This is a genomic window from Parabacteroides sp. AT13 (assembly GCF_002272965.1).
Classification (GTDB): domain Bacteria; phylum Bacteroidota; class Bacteroidia; order Bacteroidales; family Tannerellaceae; genus Parabacteroides; species Parabacteroides distasonis.
Window position 1 is genome coordinate 215,899 of the sequence record NZ_NQMH01000001.1, and the last position, 17,712, is coordinate 233,610.

A 17,712-nucleotide genomic window follows, 5' to 3' on the forward strand; every position below is an offset into this window, starting at 1 on the left:
GACAATATCCTGTTTCATTCCATACCAATACCGTAACAGTATAAACCTTTCTGGTTTTCTAAATATATCAGACCTTTGCGAATAGATTCGACGGGAATATCCGGTCATTGGTCGATTCCAACGGACGAGTCAGCGCTTTTTACTTGTATACAGGGATTGCCCCGGCTACTTTTGACGTAACAAAAAAGAATATGATAAAAGAACAGATTATTAATACGGCGTTCGATCTTTTTTCTCAATATGGCATCAAGAGTGTGAGTATGGATGATGTAGCGAAAGCGGCTGGCATCTCCAAGCGTACACTTTACGAGTCGTTCGAGGACAAGGAAACCTTGCTGATCGAGGGGATCGATCACAATACCGAATCGCTCGGACAATATCTGACAGGATTGGAAAAAGAACCTTTCAATGCCTTGGAAGTAATCCTGCTCTTCTATGAGGAGATGATGAAAAACCCGAGATGGTTCAACGAGAAGTTTTACGAGGACTTGAAGAAATATCCGAAAGCCCAACAAAAAATAGAGATGAATAAAGCGAGAATGGGTAAGAGGTGTATGGACTTGTTCACACGAGGCGTTAAAGAGGGCGTGTTCCAAAAGGGGATCAACTTCGAGATCATGGCCTTACTGGTGAAAGAGCAGACGAAGATGTTGCGGCCTTCCAATGTCTTCTGCAAGCATTCCATCACCGAGGTATACAACACGATCCTCCTCACATTCCTGAAAGGGATCAGTACCGAGAAGGGAAGAGCGATCCTAGACCGATTCGATCTCAAACAATCCTATGATTTATAGCGAACACTTAATGAGTTTAATCACAGACAAAATCTATCCTAAATGAAACGATTATTGATGAGTAGAAAAATGATGTTGGTCACATTTATGGTATTGCCTTTTCTGGCGGCGAGACCGGTTCTGGCTCAAGACACCCTGAAACTGGATCTTGGAAAAGCGCTAGAGATCGCCCTTAGCGAGAACCCGACCGTAAAAGTTGCCGATAAAGAAATACAGAAGAAAAAGTACGCACGTAAAGGCTCGTACGCTTCTCTATTTCCGCAGATCAGTTTTGCGGGGGACTACAACCGTACCTTGAAGAAACAGGTGATGTATATGGATTTCGACATGGGTGACATGGGAGGCGGCAGCTTGCCCGAAGGCACGGACATGTCGAGTATGGACGAGGGCTTCGAGGTAGGACGTAGCAACAACTGGAGCTTGGGCTTCAACGCTTCCATGCCACTGGTGAACGCCTCCTTATGGAAAAGCTTGAGTATCTCGGCCTTAGACGTGGAATTGGCGGTGGAGCAAGCTCGCTCTTCTAAAATAGCGATGGTGAACCAAGTGAAAAAGAGCTTTTACGCCGTCCTTCTGGCAAGCGACTCTTACCGGGTATTCAAGCAAAGTTACGACAATGCCATGGAGAATTATCTGGATATCAAACGGAAGTATGAACAGGGAACCGTAGCTGAATACGACTTGATACGTGCCGATGTGACGGTAAAGAATACAGAGCCTAATCTGTTGCAGGCAGAGAACTCCCTTACCTTGGCTAAATGGCAGTTAAAAGCGTTATTGGGCATGGATCTGGATTTAAATATCGATTGCGACGGACAACTGACGGATTTCAAGTCCAGCCTCTTCGCCGACTATCTATCCACGGATACAACCTTATCCGAGAATACGGACTTGAAACAATTAGACCTTCAGGCGGAACAGCTGAAAAAGACGCTGGTCATGCAGAAATTCGATTATCTGCCGACCTTGTCGCTGACCGGTCTATATCAATGGAGCGCCATGAACAATGACTTCAAGTTCAAGAATTACAGATGGAACCCCTATTCGATGATCGGTATCACGTTATCGGTTCCTATCTTCTCCGGAGGTAGTAAATTTTATAAGGTAAAGCAGACGAAAGTCTCCATCGACCAATTAAACCTGCAACGGGACGATACCAAGCGCAATTTGCAGTTGGCCGTTAAACAGTACATAGATAATATGAATACCTGTATCAAGAAGTTCGACGCCGCCCAAAAGGGAGTCGAGCAAGCGGAACGGGGATATATGATCTCGCAAAAACGGTACGACACCGGAGCCGGTACATGGCTGGAGATGAACGATGCCGAACTTGCCTTGACGCAGGCCCGATTGAACTTCAACCAATCTATCTACGACTATATGGTAGCGAAGGCGGATCTGGAGAAAGTATTGGGTAACGAACAGATGAATTGAAAATTAAAAATTGAAAGTTTAATAGATAATAATTAGGAACAATTATATGAAGACAAGTCAAATGCTGAAAGTAATACCGATAGCTACATTGGCCCTGCTGATGTCTTGCTCGGGTAATAAGAGTGAGGAAGCCACGGAAACACAGAATGAGAAAGTAAAGGTGAAAGTGGAGACGGTCTCTGTTCAAGACGTGGAGCAACTCAGTGAATTTACCGCTACGGTGGAAGCGAATATCAAAAATAATATCGCTCCCCAAACCCCATTCCGTATCGAGAAAATCTTCGCCGAGGTAGGCGACCATGTAAAAGCCGGGCAGTTATTAGCCAAGATGGACGCTACCAGCCTAAAGCAAGCGAAGATACAATTGGACAACCAAGAGATCGAGTTCAAACGTATCGACGAGTTGTATAAGGTAGGTGGTGCTTCCAAATCCGCTTGGGATGCCCAAAAGACTTCCTTGGAAGTGGCTCGAGAGACGTATAAAAACTTGGTGGAGAACACCCAATTGCTAAGCCCGATCAGCGGAATCGTAACTGCCCGCAACTACGATAGCGGCGATATGTACAGCGGCGGAAACCCAATCTACACAGTGGAGGAAATCCGTCCGGTCAAATTAATGGTGAATGTCTCCGAGAGTCTTTTTACGAAAGTGAAGAAAGGCCATGAGGTAGATATCCGGCTGGATGTGTACGGAGACGAGGTTTTCAAGGGTAAAGTCAACTTGGTTTATCCGACGATCGATCCCGCTACCCGCACGTTCCCTGTGGAGATCAAGATCGCCAACTCGGATGAGCGAGTGCGACCGGGTATGTTCGCCCGGGTGACGATGAGTTTCGGCCATATGGATCACGTGGTGGCCCCGGATCGCTCTATCGTAAAACAATCAGGCGCCGGCGACCGGTATATCTATGTATGCAAAGACGGCAAGGTATCCTACCAGAAGGTGGAGCTAGGACGCCGTATGGGTGATAAATATGAGATCATATCCGGAGTGGAGGATGGCGACCAAGTGGTTATCACCGGGCAAAGCCGCCTGACGAACGGTATGGAAGTTGAAATCGAAAACGAATAACAGACTATGAGTTTATATGGAACAGCGGTAAGAAAGCCCGTATCGACCGCCCTTGTATTTGTGGCGATCGTGATCTTCGGACTTTTTTCCTTAAGCAGGTTATCAGTGGACTTGCTTCCGGAGATAGAGACGAACACCATCATGGTGATGACGGCCTATCCCGGCGCCAGCGCTTCGGATATCGAGATGAATGTTTCGAAGCCCTTGGAAAACGTGTTGAATAGCGTAAGCGACTTGAAGCATATCACGTCGCAATCCCGTGAGAATATATCGATCGTAACGTTGGAATTTAATTATGGCATCGATATCGATGTCGCCACAAACGATGTCCGCGACAAACTGGACATGGTAGAGTCTTCCCTACCCGATGACGTAGAGAATCCGATCATCTTCAAGTTCGGTACGGACGATATCCCTATCTTGATCCTTTCCGTGACCGCGGAGGAGAGCACGAACGCTCTTTACAAGATCTTGGACGATAAGGTATCCAACCCATTGGCCCGTATCAGTGGCGTGGGTGCCGTGTCTATCTCCGGTACGCCGATCCGTGAGTTGCAAGTGTATTGCGACCCGTACAAGTTGGAGGCTTACGGCCAGACCATCGAAGGTATCTCTACCATCATCGCGCAAGAGAACCGGAATACACCGGGAGGTAGCGTAGATATCGGTTCTAATACCTACTCCTTGCGTGTTCAAGGAGAATTCACGGACGCTAAGCAGATGCTAGACCTAGTGATCGGTAGCCAGAACGGAAAGAACGTATATCTGCGTGACGTGGCCCGTGTAGAGGACAGTATCGAGGAACGTGCGCAAGAAACGTTCAACAACGGCACGAAAGGTGGTATGATCGTCATACAGAAACAGTCCGGAGCGAACTCGGTGAACATCGCCAAGAAGGTACACCAGAAACTTCCGGAGATACAGGCTAGCTTACCCTCAGACGTGAAGCTGGACGTAATCATGGATACTTCCACGAATATCTTGAATACGATCGATAGCTTGAAAGAGACGATCATGATTACCTTTATCATCGTTATGTTGGTGGTATTCGTGTTCTTGGGACGCTGGAGGGCTACGTTTATCATTATCTTAACCATCCCGATCTCCTTGATCGCTTCTTTCGCTTATTTGCTGGCCTCGGGCAATACGTTAAACATTATCTCATTGAGCTCACTTTCTATCGCTATCGGTATGGTGGTGGACGACGCTATCGTGGTATTGGAGAACGTAACGACCCATATCGAGCGGGGTAGCCAGCCGAAACAGGCCGCTGTACACGCCACGAACGAGGTGGCTATCTCGGTTATCGCCTCCACCCTTACGATGTTAGCGGTGTTCTTGCCGTTGACGATGGTTACGGGTATGGCGGGTATCTTATTTAAGCAGTTGGGATGGATCGTTAGTATCATCATGATCGTTTCTACGGTAGGCGCCTTGACATTGACCCCGATGCTTTGCTCACAGTTATTACGCCAGCAACCGGAGAAGGGTAAATTGTACCGGATGTTCTTCACGCCTATCGAAAAGGGATTGAACGCCTTGGATCGCGGTTACGGACGCTTCTTGAACTGGGCCGTACGCCACCGGAAAACGGTGATCGTAGGCGCTACGCTGATCTTCATCGGCAGTATGATGCTGATCCCGGTTATCAAGACGGAATTTTTCCCGACACAAGATAACGCACGCATCGGCATAACGATTGAGTTGCCGATCGGTACACGGCAGGATATTACCCGTGAGTTAGCTCTCGACATCGACAAGAAGTTCCGTGAGAAATATCCGGAGATCCTAATCAGTAACTTCACGGAAGGTACGGCGGATACGGATAATACCTTCGCCCAGCTAAGCAATAACGGTACGCATATTATCGAATTCAATATAAACCTAACTAGCGTGGGCGACCGTGAGAGAGGTCTTACCGAGATTTGCGAGTTGATGCGGCAGGACTTAGCCCAATACAGCGAGATCAAGAAATTCGAGGTACTCGCCGGAGGGCAGGAAGGTTCTATGGGTGGAGAGACCTCGGTTAACATCGAGATCTATGGTTTTGATTTCGCCCAGACGGATGCCGTGGCGAATGAGATCGCCCGTCGTATGAGAAATGTAAAAGGATGCTCGCAAGTAAATATCAGCCGTGAGGATTATATCCCGGAATACCAGATCGACTTCGACCGGGAGAAACTGGCCATCAACGGGCTGAACGTAACAACCGCCTCTATGTATCTCCGAAACCGTGTAAATGGTTCCACCGCTTCAAAATATCGTGAGGATGGAGATGAGTATGATATCAAGGTACGTTACGCCCCAGAGTTCCGTGAGTCCGTAGAGGATCTTGAGAATATTTTGATCTATAACAATGAGGGCAAAGGCATCCGCATCCGTGATTTAGGCAAGGTAGTGGAACGTATGACTCCCCCGACCATCGAGCGTAAAGACCGTGAGCGTGTGATCACCGTATCTGCCGTAGCGGGTAAGGGAGCGGCATTGAGCGACTTGGTTGCCGCCGCCCGGAACGAGTTGAAACAAATGGATATCCCATCCGACGTAAGTTGGCAGTTGGGTGGAACATTCGAAGATCAGCAGGATACATTTACCGATTTGGGTATCTTAATGGTATTGATCATCATCTTGGTATTCATCGTGATGGCTGCCCAGTTCGAGTCGTTGGTAGACCCGTTCGTGATCATGTTCTCTATCCCGTTCGCCTTTACAGGTATCGTATTGGGATTGGCGGTCACGCAGACACCATTGGGCGTTATGGCTTTGATCGGCGTGATCATGTTGATGGGTATCGTGGTTAAAAACGGTATCGTGCTGATCGACTATACGATCTTATGTCGGGAGCGTGGCATGGGTATTATCACATCGGTAGTGACTGCCGGAAAATCCCGTCTTCGCCCGGTATTGATGACAACGTTGACGACCGTTTTGGGTATGATCCCGATGGCGGTGGGAACCGGCGAGGGTTCCGAGATGTGGCGCTCGATGGGTATGACCGTGGCTTGGGGTCTTTCCGTATCCACCTTGATTACCTTGATTATTGTTCCGACGGTCTATGCCGTATTCGCCGCCAACGGCGTAAAACGAAGACGCCGCAAAATAAGAAAGGCATTACGAAATAATTAATTATCTTTGCGTACCATAGGGAAGCCGAGGCCAAGCAAACCTCGATGGGCATTGTTAGGTCATAACAATGCCCATTGTAAGGTGCTTACGATGCCCATAATAAGCAGGCTTGAATGCCCATCGTAAGAAAAGCTTCCCTACGGATATGCGATCTCATAAAAAACAACTATATGAAAGCGATATTTATATCTTTCAATCAAGCGTATTACGAAGCTATCGTCAGTATCATGGACCGTAATAACCTTAAAGGTTTTACCTATTGGGATGTCGTGCAAGGACGGGGAAGTAAAACAGGCGAGCCACATTACGGCAATCACGCTTGGCCTACCTTGAATTCAGCTATCCTTACGATGGTAGAAGACGAGAAGGTCGATCATTTTCTGGAAATCCTACACAACTTAGACAAGGAAACGGAAGCGCAAGGGCTTCGGGCCTTCGTCTGGAATATAGAGAAAACCATCTAACTTAATTTTTCGAAACAACTATATTAATCTATTGATATGGACAAATCAATCCTGTTTACACCCGGTAAGATCGGTCCGCTAACACTTAGGAACCGCACGATCCGGGCCGCCGCATTCGAGAGTATGTGCCCGGGAAACGCTCCCTCGGAGCAGTTATTCAACTATCACACATCCGTAGCCGCCGGAGGGATCGGCATGACGAACATAGCTTATGCCGCCGTGACGCAAAGCGGCTTGTCGTTCGAGCGTCAGCTGTGGATGCGTCCGGATATTATTCCCGGCCTCCGCAAGCTCACCGACGCTATCCATAAAGAGGGAGCCGCCGCTTCCATCCAGTTAGGCCATTGTGGTAATATGTCGCATAAGCGGATTTGCGGATGCACGCCTATTTCAGCGTCCAGCGGTTTCAACCTCTACTCTCCCACGATCGTACGAGGTATGAGACAATCCGAGATCGCTTCCATGGCTCGTGCCTACGGTGAGGCCGTACGATTGGCACGTGAGGCAGGTATGGACGCTGTCGAGATCCATGCCGGGCATGGTTATCTGATCAGCCAATTCCTTTCCCCGTATACCAACCACCGGAAAGACGAATATGGAGGAAGCCTTGAGAACCGTATGCGCTTCATGAGAATGTGTATGGAAGAGGTGATGAAAGCAGCAGGTTCCGACATGGCCGTAACCGTAAAGACCAATATGCGGGACGGGTTCAAGGGAGGACTTGAAATAGACGAATGCCTAGAAGTAGCCCGTACACTCCAAGACCAATGCGGAGCGCATGCCTTAGTACTAAGCGGCGGATTCGTGAGCCGTGCCCCCATGTATGTAATGCGGGGAGAAATGCCGATCCGTACGATGGCGTATTATATGCCTCGCGGCTATCTACCGATTGGAATCCGCATGGTGGGTAAATATATGATTCCCTCGGAACCGTTTAAGGAGGCTTACTTCCTTGAAGATGCGTTGAAATTCCGCAAAGCCTTACATTTACCTCTTATTTACGTAGGAGGATTGGTCTCCAGAGACAAGATCGAGGAGGTACTGAACGACGGGTTCGAGTTTGTGGCCATGGCACGTGCCTTGGTGAACGAGCCGGGCTTCGTCAACCGTATGAAAGAAGACGAGCACGCCCGTTGCGATTGTGGGCATAGCAACTATTGTATCGCCCGTATGTATAGTGAGGATATGGTCTGTCATAAGAACGTGAAAGGTCTTCCGGAATGTATCGTACGTGAAATCAAAAGGCTTGAATATAAATAATGGAAAAGAAATGGGCTTTAGTCACGGGGGCCAGCTCCGGAATAGGTCTCGCCTATGCCGAGGAACTAGCCTCACGAGGCTATCAGTTAGTGATCGTCAGCAATGAGGAGCAGGCGATCCGGGAGAAAGGTGAGTTTCTCTCCGAGAAATATGGTATAGAAGTTTTGCCGCTTTATCGTGATTTGGCGATCCCCGGGGCGGCCAAGGAGCTATATGATACTTGCCAAGAGAAAAACATCCCAATAGAGGTATTGGTCAATAACGCCGGTATGTTTTTTTTCTGCGAGACCTTACAAGCTAAGGCCAACATCGTCGAGAAAATGCTTTACCTCCACGTGACCACTCCTACCCAGCTTTGTTATTATTTCGGTCAGGAGATGAAGAAACGGCGTCATGGATATATCCTCAATATGTCATCCCTATCTTGTTGGCTACCTTATCCGGGAATTACGCTGTACGCTTCCACCAAGCGATACTTGAAAAGCTTCTCCCGAGGCTTGCGTTCGGAGTTACTGGATTATGGAGTAAGCGTAACCGTACTTTGTCCCGGTGCCGTCGCCACGAATTTATATAACCTAAGCGACAACTTAAAGATTTTAGCGATCCGCCTAGGTATCATGATGCGTCCGGAAAAACTGGCTAAAAAAGGGATTAATGCCTTGTTTCACCACCGGGCTTCCCTATTACCGGGTCTCTTCAACAAAATATGCACACCCCTCGTAATGCTCCTCCCCCACGGCCTTGTCCGTTGGATCATGCGAACCACGAAATTAGTGAAGCTAGATCGACAATCCGACAAATAACATGCGAAATATTTGTCACATCAAACAAAAATCGTATCTTTGCACCGCTTTTTAGCCCCGTACCGTGTGATGGGAAATTAGGAAGCAAAATAACTAATTTTGAGTAACACAAAAATTAAAGAAAATGAAGACATTTGAGTTAGAAGGAAAAGGAAGAGAGATCGTCGCTCGTTCCGCTGATCAGAAAAGAGCCTTGAAAGCAATGCGTAAGAACAATGAAATTCCCGCTGTATTATACGGTGGCGAAAAAGTAACTCACTTCACGGTTACAAAAGAAGCCGTTCGTAAGTTGGTTTACACTCCGGAGATTTTCGTTGTTGAGTTAAGCATTGACGGTAACAAGACGATGGCTATCGTTAAGGACATGCAGTTCCAACCTGTAACTGACGAGATCCTTCACATGGACTTCTTGGAAGTATCTAAGGACAAAGCCGTAGTAATGGAAGTTCCGGTTGTTTTGGAAGGTCACGCAGAAGGTGTTAAAGCCGGTGGTAAGTTGTCTCTTCAAATGAGAAAACTGAAAGTGAAAGCTATATACGATCAAATCCCTGAAAAGTTGACGATTAATGTGGATCACCTTGGCTTAGGTAAGACTATGCAGGTAGGTGCTTTGCACTTCGAAGGTCTTGAATTGATGAACGCTAAAAACGCTGTTGTCTGCGCCGTTCAATTGACTCGTGCCGCTCGTGGTGCTCAGGCTAAAGGATAATCTGAGGTAAAAACATTATTACAATACATGAAGGGGAGGATATTCATAGAATGTTCTTCCCCTTTCTTTTATAGATTCGAGGATAATGAAATATTTGATAACAGGACTTGGTAATATCGGTTCCGAATATTGGGGAACCCGTCATAATATAGGTTTCCGGGTTGTCAACCATATGGTAGAGAGCGTAGGAGGCAATTTCACTGAGGAGCGATACGGGGCAATCGCACGCATACGGGTGAAAAACTGTGACTTGATCGTGCTAAAGCCGAATACCTTTATGAACCTCAGCGGCAACGCCGTTCGGTACTGGTTGCAAAAAGAGAACATTCCCGTGGAAAATCTATTGATTGTCGTAGATGATCTGGCATTGCCATTCGGAACCTTACGTCTGAAACCAAAGGGTAGCGACGCCGGGCATAACGGGTTGAAGAATATCGCCCAGTTATTGAATACGCAGGAATATTCCCGCCTTCGTTTCGGCATAGGCAGCGATTTTCCACGGGGCGGACAGATCGATTACGTGCTAGGGAAATTTCCCCCGGAGGAATTGCAATTGATGCCAGAGATATTGGATCGTGCGACAGAGATCATCAAGAGCTTCTGCCTCGCCGGCATCCAGATTACGATGAATCAATTTAATAATAAATAAAAAGAGACTGAGAATACAGATATGAACGAGGTACGTATCGATAAATGGATGTGGGCGACCCGTATCTTTAAGACCCGCACGATAGCCGCGGAAGCTTGCAAGAAAGGGCGTATCATGATAGGTGGAGTAACGATCAAACCTTCCCGCATGATCAAGGTTGGCGATGTGATCCAAGTGCGTAAACCGCCGATCACCTTCTCTTTTAAGGTAATCGGATTGATCGAGAATCGTGTGGGCGCGAAGCTCGTCCCGAATTACTTGGAGAACGTGACAACCCCGGATCAGTATGAGATTCTGGAGATGAACCGTATCTCCGGTTTCGTGAACCGTGCGAAAGGTCTCGGACGTCCTACCAAGAAAGACCGTCGTGAACTGGAGCAATTCACTGAGCCGGAATTCATGGATGACGGATTCGATTTCGAGTTCGACTTTGGAGAAGAGGATGAGGAGTAAGCATGCTGATTTCCACTCAATTACATTTACCAATATTTTCATCAAGAAGTAAAAGTATTTTCACCTAGAGGTAAAACTGTTTACATACTGATGTAACGACATTTACCTCTAGAGGAAAAAACATTTACCATTAGAGGTAAATGTCGTTACAACGGTATGTAAACGGCAATTATTCCTATTGATTCTCCTCGGAAAGCAGATTCCCCTCCTCATCCCAGCTACGCCAGACACCAGATTTCTTCCCTGCCGTATAGAACATCTCATACAACAAATTTCCCTTATCGCTCCAGATACGCCAAGGGCCGTCCTTTTGCCCTTCCTTATAAGAAGCCAGGCCGATCAGCTGGCCGTTATCGCTATACGTGCGCCATTCACCATGGAAGATCCCGTGATAGTAGGAACGCACCTCGGCGATCTTGCCATCCGGATAATAGATCACATAGGTTCCCTCGGGACGGCCATCCTTCAGGTACAGCTCCATCTTGAGCATGCCATCCTCATAGAATTCCGTATAGCGGCCCGTATACGGGGTGGTTTGTGTCTCATCGGTATAATACTGTCCCTCGCTCAATACCAAGTCTTGCGCCAGCACGGTCCAAGAGGCTCCCGCCAAAAAAGCGGAAAGTAACAATAGCTTTTTATTCATGATACATTCTTATCTAAATTATACATAAAAAGACACCGAGGGATCTTTCCGGATACCTCAGTGCCTTTAACAAATTCACAACCTATTCAATGCCAAGCTTGATTAATATTCGGTATTTTGAGGATCCCAATTAGTCCAACCGGCAGTCCAGTCATTCTTTCCGTCGAAAGCACCTTTGTAAGTTACTTTTTCGAAGAAGCTGTTGTTCAATACCTCATCGACAAATTCAGCGCCTTGCACAGCTGAAGCTACGACAGAAGAGTAATCACCATCTTTAGAGATAATCTCGTTGGTCGTTGCCAGAGTCGTGTTGCTACCGGCAAGATTGAAGAAGTTCTCACTTACCTTATCATCCTCATAGAAGTTCTTCCACATACCAGCAAAGATCACATTCTTGATGGCGATGCCATCGTTTGCCGTACCTTTCTTATCAGTAGCACGAAGTCCGTAAGGCCAGCCGGTGAATACGGAGTTGTAAACATTCAAGCTGGTATTACGACGCAGGTGCATGGCTGCCTGGAATTTACCACCCTTGGCACCGTTAGCAGCGTCGGCTGTCTTGGCTTCCACCTCAGCCTGTGTCTTATCGGATACCTTGCCATAGAAAGGACCTATCAAGGTTACGTTGGAGAAGACCGGCTTGGTAAGCGGAGTGTTGGAAGAACCGTCACCGTCGTTATCAGATTCAAAACCGTTAGAGTCTGAAGTATCAGCGATATTCTTATCACGTACGCTCAACAAGAATTGCAGTTTACCCGTATAACCGAAGTCTGTATCGAAATCATCATCCCAGCCTTTGTAAGCGATCAAGTGTTTGGCATTTACCGTTCCACCGAACCATTCGTAAGAATCATCGTTCGAAAATGAAACCTGAACGAACTCCACTTCCGTGCCGCTACCAACGCCGCCGAAGGTTAAGCCATTGATTTCCTTGTCTGGCTCCAAAGGATAACCGGCGAACTCGATACGAACGTATTTCAATTTACCGGAACTTTCCGCATTAAACTCATCGGAGGTCGTATTTCCATATAATGTACCAGGTCCTCCTTCGATAGTTGGTTGATTGGTACGATTCACACGAGCGTTACCACAAATAATCAGACCGCCCCAGTCACCTGTCAAACGTTTACCCGGCTCTTTATCGGACGTAAAGACGATCGGTTTGTCAACAGTACCTTCGGCGATGATCTTAGCGCCCGGCTCGATAATCAAGGAAGCGGCTTTCTCGCCCGGACTAACGGACACACCTTTGATAACAGAACCAGCCTCAATAGTCAATGTAGCGCCTGATTTCACGTATACGAAGCCTTTCATGAAGTTCTTGTCGGCAGCGTTGATCGTTAGATCAGCCGTGATATTTCCTTCCAATATCACCTCTTTGGAAGACGGAGCATCATTAGAGACAGTCACGGTACAAGTAGCCGTTTTACCGCCATCCTTCGTAGTTACAGTAATCGTAGCGGAACCTTCGGCCACGGCTGTTACCTTACCGGCATCAACAGTCGCTACCTTTTCATCGGAAGTACTCCATGTAACCGTTTTATCCGTAGCGTCACTTGGAGTAATAGTCGCGGACAAGGTAGTGGATTCGCCCACCTTGATAGTAGCGGTAGTAGGACTGACTGCCACAGCCGATACGGCTACGGAGCCATCAGGTTTATCATCGTCATCACTACACGATACAGTCCCAAACATAACGGCCATCGTTAACACAGAGGCCAAACCTTTTAAGAGAAATCTGTTCATAATAAAAACATTTTGTTTGTAATATATATATATTCAATTAAACATCAAAACCTAAGGGAAACACCGATATTGATATCCACTCCCGGGCGATAGCTGCGGATCAGTTGCTCACGCTCGCTCTTGCCGCCTTTGTCGTCTGTCAGTTTCACGAACTGCTTGTACTCGACCTTGGAGTTCAATATATCCTGGATTCCCGCCTTGATCTCGACAATCTTGCCAATCTTCTTCGAGAAAGTAAGATCCAACGAGTTGCGGGGCATCTCATATATATCAGGGATATCCTCGTCCTGGTTCTGCATCGGGACACCGACCGACTCAATACGCTTCCCGATCCGGTTATAGAGCAGGGAGGCGGAAATCCCCTTGTCATCGTACTGGTAGAAAAAACCGGCATTAACCAAGTAGGGGGATTGCCCTGCCAAAGGGCGATCCCGCTCCGGTGCCCCTTCCTCGAAACGGACACGGCTATAGATATATGCGGCGTTGCACACAAAGCTCAAGCCTCGCAGCCCTATAAAGTCGAGGTTCTTTTTAACGTCCAACTCTACGCCGAAGGTCTCGGCGTTCTTCGCGTTATGATAGGTATATTGCAGGCCGGAACCAGCCTCGTTGTACGTCTCCTCGATAGGATCCTTGAAGTGCTTGTAGAAACCGCCGATCGTGATCATCTCGCCCGCGGCGGGATAGAACTCATAACGAAGATCGATATTGTCAGCGTAAGCGTTCTTCAACTCCGTATTACCCACGATGTTTGCGTCTCGCTCGAAGTTGAAGTACACGTAAGGCACTACCTCTCGGAACTCCGGACGGTTGACCGAGCGACCGTAAGCGGCGCGGACCAAATGTTTTTGTGAGAGGTTGTAGGCAACATTAACTGAAGGGAAGAAATCCGTCGTCTTATTATCCAAGTGTACCGGAGTAGTACCGTCCGAGCTATATCCGTCCATCTTCAATTGGTAGTATTCCATGCGAACACCGATATTAGCGTTCAGCACCTCCCCATAGTTCAATTTAGCGGAGACATAGGCGGCTCCCAACATGTTCTCGGAAGTATAAGAGTCACTGTTCGTAGTTGTCTCACGCATCCATATCTTATCCGCCGAGATATTTTCGTCGGCGAACAACTCCGTATAATCCCAGTCCGCATACCGGTCGTAGCCGCTACCCAACAGGTTGTAGCCAAAGCGACGGGCAGCGAAGGTACGGCTCTTATATTCACCGTAGACACCTCCATTGAGAACAGGAGCGAACCTATCGGATACGGTGAATTTATGTTCGTAGTTGGCGGCTAGCGAGGCGCTGTGATCCTTCAATTCTTGGTAATAACGCATCGGGTCAGAGACATAGTAGTTCGGCTGTTCCGTACGGTTCTCGTCAAGGATGGAGTTCACGATCTTACGATCCGGCTCACGGTAGGAGGCGAAGGCATAGCCCACCGTCCAATCCACCTTGTTGACATTTTCTCGCAAGGTATGCACACCGCTGATCTGCCCAGAGTAAGTGGTACGCCCGGTATAGAGGGATTCCCATTTACGGATATCCTTGTCGGAATAATAGTTCATTCCTTCCCTTTGTGTCAGAGCGGAAACGCCACGCTGGCTGAAAAAGTTGCGAAGCTCATATTTACTGCCATCCCGTTGGAATGACCAGTTAAAGAGGGCCCCTAGCTTGGAGGTATTTTTATAGCGGATATCGTTGTACTCAAAGCGGGGACGAGATACGTCGTTCTTCACGTCGTAGGCGATGTAGTTGTTATTCACCGTCTCCGAGTAATCGAACTCGGTACTCCAGTTCAAGTTCGTGATATTTCCGATCTTCCAGCCGCCCACATCATAAGAGCGGTGCGAGGTAAGGGAAATCTTCTGGTCGGGGATGGCGGTGAACTTGTTGATCCCCCAACGTTGGTTGATTTGGCGGGTAAAGGCTGCCGCCTCATCCGTGGAGTGTTCTCCTAAATGGGCGGGGAAAGAGGAAGGCAGGTTTCTCACGTCCGCTCCGAATCCAAGGTAGTCCTTCGCCGTGCCGTCCGTCAGCTGGAAGTTACGGAAGGTGGCGTTCGTGTTAAAGCCCATTTGGTAGGATACGTTGAAGGTGTTCCCGTCCGGGATATTCTTGGTCATCACCCGCACGAAACCGCCGGAGAAATCCGCCGGAAGCTCGGCCGAGGGACTCTTGTAGATCATCATGTTATCGATCAAGGAAGAAGGAAGCACATCGAACGAGAAGGCACGGCTGTCCGTCTCGCTGGAAGGGGTCGTGGCATTGTTCAGCCATACATTATTATAACGTTGCGCCAGACCCCGGACCACGATGAAACGGTCGTCCACGATGGTGATTCCCGGGATACGGCGTAGTACCTCGGCGGCATCGCTATCCTGTGTTTTACTGATTTGCTGGGCGGAGATACCATTCACGACCGGAAGGCTCTTGCGTACGGTATTTAATACGGCCATCTCGGTTCCCAATTTCCGTTGGGCCACTACGACCACATTCTGTAATTGGAGGTTAGCATCGGAAAGCTCGATATTCAACACCGCCTCTTGGCATGCGACTACCGGAACATCCTTTACCGTTTGCGTTTGGTACGACACGTAAGAGGCGGCTACCGTATAAGTACCTGGTTTCACGTTCTCGATACGGAAATTACCGTCTATATCCGTGATAGCGCCAACCGTAGTCCCCTCGATCACAACCGAGGCGCCGATCAACGGTTCTTTTATCTTTGCGTCCGTAACCGTCCCGCAAATAACCCCTGTTTGTGCCCATAGAGAGAATGACAGGAAAACTCCCACCCAGAAAAGCCCTAACCTTTTCAATCTTTTGCCCCTTAAACTCTTTCCCATTATCTTACTACTTATTATTTCATCTTTGATTTCGACGCAAAAGTACGGGGGCGGTATTTCAAAGATGTTTAGATCCAATAACAATGAAGACAACAAATGTTACATTTTTAAGACCGCAACTTTTCCTTATCGTTTGACATAGCTAACGTATTTTTACTACATTTGCACTCCTGAATGCATAAAGACATTTAATAACATGAAGAACATTAAAATTTTCCCGAAAGACTGGTTGCAGTTGCATCCCTATAAACAAAGCACTCCCGTGGATTCCTATTATACCGGAATAGCGAACCGTATCTACGATATCATGGAGAAGACCGAGTTGGTAAACTCCTTCGAGGGCGAGGAAACAAAGCAGATCTGTATCCGCATGGCCGCCTACTTCGAAGACGTGATCTCCGGCATGGGGCTTTGGCGTGCCTTCATCCTTACCCATAAGGAGCTATACGGCAAATACCTCCCCTTCTACACTCCGGACGATCATTATTACGACGATGAGGTGAACCTTGAGGACGTGCGTTTCCTCCTTTGGCATTATACCCAGCAGTATCACGGCTATCGTAAAGGCACTTTTGTCAGTCCGGACAACCCTGCCAACGAATCCACCGGCATGCTTATCTACGACCTGTTCTGCAAAGAGTGGACCACGGCGCCGGAGAATACCCGCATGGCCAAGCTTTTCGCCCTTGATACCCGCTACGAGCGGCAAGAGGATTACGATCGTCTATTGCAATGGTTCCATTACGAATCCTATATCCTGCCTGAGTCGGCCCGGGAACTGAGCGACTTCGCCCACGACCGCTGGAAGGAGCAGCCCGACCTCAACCAAGAGCAGCTTAACAACCTGCTCGTCAACAGCCACGGTATGATGGCCTACACCAGCAAGACCTCCTTGCTAGGTCTGACCTCCCCGCAATGGCTGGCAAAGATATTGCCCGCCGAGCATCCCGACCATGCGGTATTTCAGAACACCGCCGACGAGTCTGTAGCCACCCTGCCCGACGATATGCTGGAGGAAAACCGCCAACAATACGAGACTTTCCGCAAAGCCGCAGGTGACAAACTGCTTCTCTATTTCGACAAGACCGAAGATGCACAAACATTTATCACGGAGACTTCCGGCCTTATCCCCGCCGAGAACTTCCATCTTCCCGAAGACTGGCAAGGCAAGAAACTGGCGATCTACGCCACGCCCGAGGAAGGCGCCCAAGTCATCACCCGAGACGTGGAGCTGATCAAGGATGAGAACAATCCCTTCTACGACGCTAACCGTGCCGCCAAGCAAGCGCTCTCTTTCTTCATCGTGAAACATTGCAGCGTTTACTTCCTGCCTGAGCTGGTAAAGCGAGGCATGCTGGCCGACGCGCAAACGAAAAGCCTTATCAGCCCAGAACGTGGCAAGGCGATCATACAAGAGAATTGGAAGTTCCTAGCCCGCTATTTCATCCGAGAATATCCCAATAGATAAAACAGATAGAAAGCACTGTCGCAAAACGTGACGGTGCTTCTTTTTTAGCTCATCTTTCATTTAGTAAATCCACAAACCAAATACCTTTCAAATAAAAAGAATAAACCCAGTAAATTATTACAAATAGAAACATCAGACAAGATATTCTTATCTTTTTCCCGCTCTTTCGCCCCGGCAAGCAATCACATTATGTCATTAATACCTATATTTGTAAAACAAATTGACGCAATAATTATTTATACACA

14 protein-coding genes are annotated in these 17,712 nt (G+C 47.9%); 11 read left to right on the plus strand and 3 right to left on the minus strand.

The annotated features are described in order from the left end of the window. The first annotated feature begins 191 nt into the window (after positions 1–191). The 10 genes from CI959_RS01135 (at position 192) to CI959_RS01180 (ending at position 10,764) form a co-directional block, all read left to right on the plus strand. Positions 192–794 (plus strand): TetR/AcrR family transcriptional regulator, encoded by a 603-nt coding sequence (locus CI959_RS01135; protein ID WP_009276612.1) that lies wholly within the window; start codon positions 192–194, stop codon positions 792–794. A gap of 42 nt (positions 795–836) precedes the next feature. Then, on the plus strand, positions 837–2,228 hold the full coding sequence (locus tag CI959_RS01140; protein ID WP_008780850.1) for a TolC family protein: 1,392 nt from the start codon (positions 837–839) through the stop codon (positions 2,226–2,228). Positions 2,229–2,274: 46 nt separating this feature from the next. Then, positions 2,275–3,300 (plus strand): efflux RND transporter periplasmic adaptor subunit, encoded by a 1,026-nt coding sequence (locus tag CI959_RS01145; RefSeq protein WP_009276611.1) that lies wholly within the window; start codon positions 2,275–2,277, stop codon positions 3,298–3,300. A gap of 6 nt (positions 3,301–3,306) precedes the next feature. Then, positions 3,307–6,426, plus strand: coding sequence for an efflux RND transporter permease subunit (locus tag CI959_RS01150; RefSeq protein ID WP_005861971.1), 3,120 nt, complete (start codon positions 3,307–3,309; stop codon positions 6,424–6,426). Positions 6,427–6,596: 170 nt separating this feature from the next. Further along, on the plus strand, positions 6,597–6,890 hold the full coding sequence (locus CI959_RS01155; protein ID WP_005866064.1) for a PG0541 family transporter-associated protein: 294 nt from the start codon (positions 6,597–6,599) through the stop codon (positions 6,888–6,890). 36 nt (positions 6,891–6,926) lie between these two features. Next, positions 6,927–8,150, plus strand: coding sequence for an NADH:flavin oxidoreductase (locus tag CI959_RS01160; RefSeq protein WP_005861966.1), 1,224 nt, complete (start codon positions 6,927–6,929; stop codon positions 8,148–8,150). Next, complete coding sequence (locus CI959_RS01165; RefSeq protein ID WP_008780848.1) at positions 8,150–8,953, plus strand: SDR family oxidoreductase; 804 nt, start codon at positions 8,150–8,152, stop codon at positions 8,951–8,953. The genes CI959_RS01160 and CI959_RS01165 overlap by 1 nt, the downstream gene beginning before the upstream one ends. Before the next feature lie 124 nt (positions 8,954–9,077). After that, complete coding sequence (locus CI959_RS01170) at positions 9,078–9,662, plus strand: 50S ribosomal protein L25/general stress protein Ctc (protein ID WP_005861962.1); 585 nt, start codon at positions 9,078–9,080, stop codon at positions 9,660–9,662. 85 nt (positions 9,663–9,747) lie between these two features. Continuing rightward, entirely contained in the window at positions 9,748–10,311 is a 564-nt protein-coding gene (gene pth, locus CI959_RS01175) for an aminoacyl-tRNA hydrolase (RefSeq protein WP_057317607.1), read from the plus strand. 21 nt (positions 10,312–10,332) lie between these two features. Continuing rightward, on the plus strand, positions 10,333–10,764 hold the full coding sequence (locus CI959_RS01180) for an RNA-binding S4 domain-containing protein (protein ID WP_005861957.1): 432 nt from the start codon (positions 10,333–10,335) through the stop codon (positions 10,762–10,764). A 175-nt stretch (positions 10,765–10,939) separates the two neighbouring features. Here CI959_RS01180 and CI959_RS01185 read toward each other — a convergent pair whose 3' ends face one another. The 3 genes from CI959_RS01185 to CI959_RS01195 form a co-directional block, all read right to left on the minus strand. Further along, positions 10,940–11,410 carry a toxin-antitoxin system YwqK family antitoxin gene (locus CI959_RS01185; protein ID WP_005861956.1) on the minus strand — a complete coding sequence of 157 codons (471 nt, stop codon included), beginning with the start codon at positions 11,408–11,410 and terminating at the stop codon, positions 10,940–10,942. Positions 11,411–11,512: 102 nt separating this feature from the next. Further along, entirely contained in the window at positions 11,513–13,156 is a 1,644-nt protein-coding gene (locus tag CI959_RS01190; protein ID WP_005861954.1) for an Ig-like domain-containing protein, read from the minus strand. A 44-nt stretch (positions 13,157–13,200) separates the two neighbouring features. Further along, positions 13,201–15,999, minus strand: coding sequence for a TonB-dependent receptor (locus CI959_RS01195; protein WP_005861952.1), 2,799 nt, complete (start codon positions 15,997–15,999; stop codon positions 13,201–13,203). A 196-nt stretch (positions 16,000–16,195) separates the two neighbouring features. Here CI959_RS01195 and CI959_RS01200 point away from each other — a divergent pair, with 196 nt between their 5' ends. Next, on the plus strand, positions 16,196–17,467 hold the full coding sequence (locus CI959_RS01200; protein ID WP_005861949.1) for a DUF3843 family protein: 1,272 nt from the start codon (positions 16,196–16,198) through the stop codon (positions 17,465–17,467). Positions 17,468–17,712: the final 245 nt, after the last annotated feature.